This is a genomic window from Pseudoalteromonas sp. Isolate6 (genome assembly GCF_022398435.1).
GTDB lineage: Bacteria > Pseudomonadota > Gammaproteobacteria > Enterobacterales > Alteromonadaceae > Pseudoalteromonas > Pseudoalteromonas galatheae.
The window spans coordinates 1-5134 of the sequence record NZ_JAKEVK010000272.1 but is presented as its reverse complement, the minus strand read 5'-3'; the positions used below and the strand labels follow the sequence as shown (position 1 = coordinate 5134).

Sequence of the window (5134 nt, the reverse complement as noted above, 5' to 3'; positions counted from 1 at the left end):
ATGGAACGCGGCTTCATCTATAACCACATCACCTTGTAGCCCACGCAGGTTTGAGGGGCGGCTTGATAACGCTTGAATTTTAAATCCGCTGTTAGGAAAGCGGATCATGTACGTTAGGATCTCTTCTTTCTTTTCGCTGTCCCAAAATGTCTGCTCGTATACATCAGCTTTTGCCAACTGGTTAAATGCACGGGCAAACAACGCACAAGCGGCGATGTACTCCAGTGCCATTTCTTGTTTAGAGCCAACGTAAAAAACGTTGCTACCGTGGCGCTTTTTAGGTTTGCTGGCAGTTAACACATTGCGGCCAGCTTCCGCCCACGTTAAACCAGTACGTCGTGACTTTTCAGCAATGCACACCCCTGATTCGTCCTCAAACCAACGTTGTTGATAGGGTAAAAACACGGGAGCTTTGTCTGGTATTTCAAAGTCATCAGCATCAGGAACGTCAACACCGTAGAGTTGCATTTCCTCTTTTAGGTCTATTTTGGTGGGGCGGCTGGTAGCCGTTAATGTAGGCTTTTCACTCATTACGCTTTACCTAGCAATATGCCACGGATCTTATCTTCTAGCTCTTCACTCATACCGTCTTCACCGCGTAGTTCATCTCCCACGGCATTAGCCGCTTCTTCAGCGAATGCTTTGCGGATGTCTTTTTCACGTTGGTGAGCCTTCATAGCTGTAGCTTCTAAACGTTGAGCGGCCAGCATGGCGTCTTTAATCATGCCAATATCAACGTCGTCATCGTCGTCTGGGTTGAGCATTTGCTTTTGCATGGCGGTAAAGAGTTGTGAGCGGCCCATCTCTAAGATCATTTTGGTGGTGTCGCCCGTAGGTTTATCACCCAGCTCCGCAGTAAGTGCCTTGGTTGTCTCGCGTAGCTCTCGTAAACGCTTGCCAATCGCTTCCGTCTTTTGGGCATGGCGACTGAGGCCAGAGCGCGAAATGGTTGCCTCCTCATCCATGCCCGCATCGAGAATACGCCGATTAATTGCATCTAAAATATCGGCCTGCGAATTGCCGCTATCACGCAGCATTTCATCCAACATTTTTTTGATGTCTTCAGGCAGCATGTCTATTTTTGAGGGTTTGCCTCTGCGTACAGCATCACTCATGGCTATAAACTCCGAGGTGCTGGGCGTTTAATGCCTGGTACTGTGCTCGTACCTTCAGCTACATCAATGCCAGCGCTCGTAATGCGTGCAACCCATGTATTCTCGCTGAGGCGCTCGTTTTTAACGTAGCCGTTTTGTTCCAGCCAATTCAGCAGGGTTTTAAGCTGGTCGAGGCTACAGCCTAGGCCGTAGCGTTTCAGCACATCTCGCAACATGCTAGTGTTTGCGCCATAGTCCGCAGACTCTTTAAGCGCAATCAAAATACTGATCCGTTGGTGTTCAGCTTGTACTTCATGCATCGCCATGATTTTTTCCTATGAAAGTTGGATGGAGAAAATTAACTACAGTTGGCACAGCTTCAGCTGTTGGTTCACCGCACTCAGAGCACCTAAAGAGTGAGTAATAGTTAGCTTTGTCGGTATTAAGATCTTCAGCACAGATAACTTGAAAACCATCACATAGAAATGACGTGTGCTTTACATCATCGCCCGTGAATACAACGACTTTGGCACCGCAAGAGCAGTTATCGTTAGTTATCGCCACTACGTGCACCTCTGAGTTCGTTTTCCATTAAAAGTGATGTAGTGTTTTGTAACGTGGCCAGCTGAGGCGAGAGCGCATCAATTTTGCCACCCACCTCAATCAAGCGTTTGTCTAGGTCGTGTAAATCATCGGCGCTCGGCAAGTCGTCAACTGTTTGCTCAACCGCGCTGACACGCAGCTCTAAAGCATCATGTGCTTTTCTACTCACAAATGTGGCTCTTAGCCATGCAATAGAGCCTGCGCCTACGATTACCACACCAGCGGCTAGCATTTGCTTCCACCACTCAAGTAAAAACTCCATCATGGCTTCCTGTAGTGTTTGGCTTGTCGCTCTAACAGCTCTTGGCAATCCACACAGTGCTTACAGCTATGAATTGCATCACGTCTCGCCTTTGGAATTTCAATGCCACATTCCAAGCAGTGATTAAAATCGACATCTTGGCCAACAAAATTGGCTTTGTTTTTATTGAGCGCGCGCTCTAAATCTTGCTCTGCCAAGCGCTGCGCTTGATCAACTACGTCCATTAGGTTTCCTTAGATTTTGAATGGCTGAAGCAGCCATGCTTTTAACACCCGGGGCGGCTTTCTCGACGCTACGCCCAATCACGTAGCCGCCAATACCAAGCTGCAATAGCTCCCACGCTTGCTCGCTGAGCCTAAACGCCAGCACGCCGAACGAGTCCAGTACAATTAGCACTAAAAAGGTCAACATGGTGATAGGTCGCCAGCAGCGTTGCAGGCGGCTTTCGCCTTTGGCTTCAGCGGTAATAATTTGAGATTGAGCAGCCAACACCTGGCCTTGTAGCTCAACGATTCGGCCCTCAAGAGCCAGCACCTGTGCGTGGCGTTGGTTGTCGATTTTTGCAAGTTCATTAGCAAGCTGCTGGCGCTCTTCATCGGATGTAAAAACATCGTCCAATAGTTTGCCAACCACAGTACCTAGTCCCACCCAATCACTCATGGCGCTCTCCAAATTGTTTGGCGAGGCGCTGTCGCACTTGTTGATAGGTGTTATGGCCGTTTAGTCGGCACTGGATATCTGTCTCACAAATCGACAGCCAACCACGTTTGAATTTGCTTTGCATCGTACCGTCGTAGCTGTGCAGTGGAATTTGGTTGGCATCAAACGGTTCGCCATTTTGCCTCGCGGCAACTTCGGCCTTTAATCGTTTTATGCGGCCTTGCGTGTAGCTCCATTGCCAATTTCTACCCATGATTGAATCCCACGGTGGCAAGCTCGGTGATGTGCTCTAAGCGGTTATACCAACCTTCAAGGTTCGGCTTTTGCGTGGGGTCATTGGTGCAGATCCTTGCGTATTTACGAGCGCGGCGCAGGCTCAAGCCAATAATGAGCTGGTTGGGTAAAATACTTTGGCAAGCCTGGAGAGTCTTAGAGCCAAAGCGGCCATCTGGCTTAGCGCCTACATAACGTTGTACGAGCTGAGTCATGCCAGGCACACCGTGTTGAACAGCGCCATCTAAAAGCATAAGCGCAGAGCCTGTATTCATGTGCTCGCAATACATTGGCCGCCAATAATCACGGTGATACAAGCGAACAGCTTGAGCTAATGTGAGTTCAGCAATATTGAGATTTGGATAAGCGCGTTGACTGATCCCAAACTTAGTTAGTCCGCCTCGGTCTGACGCGACATTGTTGATACCGCCATCTGCACGTAAGCCGCCCTCAAGGTATAGAATGGGAATAATTGAGTCGGCAAACTTTAAAGAGAACGGTGCTAAAGCATCGCGGATCTCTGGCTGTTGCTTAAAGTAGTTAAGATTGGGTAAGGTCATTTGGCATCTCCATCAGGCTGTGCTGATAGAGTGCCAATAGCGTTGGTGAGTGTATTTTAAACTGGATTAATAAATTTAATCGTCTTCGATTCCTTCTTTCTTCCTACGTTCATTAATTTCGTTCTGAATGCGTTCTTCTTGTAGCTCCATCAGTGCTGCTGGGAGTTTGAAGGAAAGTACGGATGCAATGAAACCTGTATATAAATATATATATTCAAACCAAATCACTAGTTTAGGGCATGGTTTTTTAATCAAGATTGCACAAAAAATCAAAAATAATGTGATTAGATAAAGCTTGAAAAGCCACTTCTTTCTGACTAGACGATTGTATGTCAACACACTGCCTAACTGGGCGACTTGCCAACCACCTGCTGGGAGCGATTTAGGATCTCCAATCAGGGTGATAACGGCAATTAAAAAACCTGCCAGTATGGAAAATACCGTAACAATGATATTTACCGCATCTTGATTATTGTGGATATAAGGTTGACCAAAATAAGAAAACAGACCAGCCCACAATGCCAAGCAAAGTGCTAGTTTAAGTTTTTCTCTATCGGTCTTGTTTTTCACTGGTTTAAGATCCCCTTGTCCTTAAGGTCATTATAATACGTTCTTAGCTTTTGCCATGCATCCACTTTCGTTACTGACTTACCTTGCTTACTAATTTTATCATGTGATGAAATCTGGATTTCATGAGGTGAAATCTTAGTATCACCATACGTTATGATTTCAAAGCCCAAGCCAACTTCGTTTTCTGGGTCATATTCGTGAACTATTTTCTCAGCGGCTAATTTTAGGTGTTTCTTTCCTGTAGCACCAAATTCTGGAGTTTTTCGCTTATGATGTGCATTCTTTCCATCAAATCTTAAACTGACTCTAACATCGACGTTTTCCATTTCTGTCATTTCAGAGTTTTCAGGATCTTCTGCAAATACTCTACTAAATTCTTCATATACTTTGTTCATTAAGCCATGTGACTTCTTATCTGTTTCTTCAAGCCTTAACAAACTTGCATTATACAGTGACATGTTCAAATCAATGGCTTTTACGCCTTCTTTTCTTATCACTTTAAGCTTATTTGAATCAGCAATACTTGCCAAGGTCAGAGTATGTCCTACTTCTGGTTTCCCATATTTTGCAAGGATTTTCCGGAGATAATATTGAAGACCAGCCTCTCTGAGGCTACTAGAGCAAAATAAAACATGGTTATTACGGATATAAGCAAACAAATCTCCATCTAAGAATTCTTTTCCTTCTGGTGCTGCATATATATCGGTGTCACATTCAGATTTAGTTTTGTCATTGTCTAAAATAGAGGCTTCCTCACCTGGCTTGTAGCTTGTAATGTGTAAATAAATCCCCTTATGTTCATCTTTCACCTGTGAAGATGAGCATTGAACCTCACCACCAATTCTGGCAAAAGTTCGCTCTCCGGAACTTGGAAACTGCTCATGTGCAGCAATGATCATTTTTTCTAAAGATGTTTTGGTTTTAGCTTGCCAAGAGGCGCGTCGGTAATAGAGCTTTTTACTTCTAGTTTCAGTGTTCAATACTGTCATAGTGTTACCTTGGTTAATACATTCGCGGCAATGAGAGACAAAGGGTGACAAGTCAAATGTACTCTCCCTGCACATATTTAAAGCTTACTGTTTCAACAATTAATTAAATGTAAACTTTTATAT

Annotated in this window: 10 protein-coding genes and 1 pseudogene; all 11 read right to left on the bottom strand. The window is 44.9% G+C overall.

Translation table 11 applies throughout. The features are described from left to right. A pseudogene (locus L1D50_RS21480) lies at nucleotides 1-531 on the bottom strand (hypothetical protein); the annotation flags it as partial. Further along, a complete protein-coding gene (locus tag L1D50_RS21475) occupies nucleotides 531-1115 on the bottom strand; it encodes a DUF3486 family protein (protein ID WP_239966780.1) in 585 nt (194 codons plus the stop codon). The gene L1D50_RS21475 and the pseudogene L1D50_RS21480, both read right to left, overlap by 1 nt. 2 nt (nucleotides 1116-1117) lie before the next feature. Continuing rightward, nucleotides 1118-1420 carry a hypothetical protein gene (locus L1D50_RS21470; RefSeq protein WP_010604410.1) on the bottom strand — a complete coding sequence of 101 codons (303 nt, stop codon included), beginning with the start codon at nucleotides 1418-1420 and terminating at the stop codon, nucleotides 1118-1120. Next, the gene (locus L1D50_RS21465) at nucleotides 1407-1658 is read right to left on the bottom strand and encodes a hypothetical protein (protein ID WP_239966779.1); all 252 of its coding nucleotides are present in this window, start codon (nucleotides 1656-1658) and stop codon (nucleotides 1407-1409) included. The genes L1D50_RS21470 and L1D50_RS21465 overlap by 14 nt, the downstream gene beginning before the upstream one ends. Then, nucleotides 1645-1962: a DUF2730 family protein gene (locus tag L1D50_RS21460; protein ID WP_238536694.1), complete on the bottom strand. Its 318-nt coding sequence runs from the start codon at nucleotides 1960-1962 to the stop codon at nucleotides 1645-1647. Before L1D50_RS21460 ends, L1D50_RS21465 begins: the two co-directional genes overlap by 14 nt. After that, nucleotides 1959-2183 (bottom strand): TraR/DksA C4-type zinc finger protein, encoded by a 225-nt coding sequence (locus L1D50_RS21455; RefSeq protein ID WP_088531237.1) that lies wholly within the window; start codon nucleotides 2181-2183, stop codon nucleotides 1959-1961. Before L1D50_RS21455 ends, L1D50_RS21460 begins: the two co-directional genes overlap by 4 nt. Continuing rightward, nucleotides 2170-2619, bottom strand: coding sequence for a 3TM-type holin (locus L1D50_RS21450; protein ID WP_174171115.1), 450 nt, complete (start codon nucleotides 2617-2619; stop codon nucleotides 2170-2172). Before L1D50_RS21450 ends, L1D50_RS21455 begins: the two co-directional genes overlap by 14 nt. Continuing rightward, nucleotides 2612-2872 carry a hypothetical protein gene (locus L1D50_RS21445; RefSeq protein ID WP_239966778.1) on the bottom strand — a complete coding sequence of 87 codons (261 nt, stop codon included), beginning with the start codon at nucleotides 2870-2872 and terminating at the stop codon, nucleotides 2612-2614. The genes L1D50_RS21450 and L1D50_RS21445 overlap by 8 nt, the downstream gene beginning before the upstream one ends. Then, nucleotides 2865-3452, bottom strand: a complete 588-nt coding sequence (locus L1D50_RS21440; protein ID WP_239966777.1) for a glycosyl hydrolase 108 family protein — start codon at nucleotides 3450-3452, stop codon at nucleotides 2865-2867. The genes L1D50_RS21445 and L1D50_RS21440 overlap by 8 nt, the downstream gene beginning before the upstream one ends. A gap of 75 nt (nucleotides 3453-3527) precedes the next feature. Next, the gene (locus L1D50_RS21435) at nucleotides 3528-4022 is read right to left on the bottom strand and encodes a hypothetical protein (protein WP_138581843.1); all 495 of its coding nucleotides are present in this window, start codon (nucleotides 4020-4022) and stop codon (nucleotides 3528-3530) included. After that, nucleotides 4019-5011: a hypothetical protein gene (locus L1D50_RS21430; protein ID WP_088531232.1), complete on the bottom strand. Its 993-nt coding sequence runs from the start codon at nucleotides 5009-5011 to the stop codon at nucleotides 4019-4021. Before L1D50_RS21430 ends, L1D50_RS21435 begins: the two co-directional genes overlap by 4 nt. Nucleotides 5012-5134: the final 123 nt, after the last annotated feature.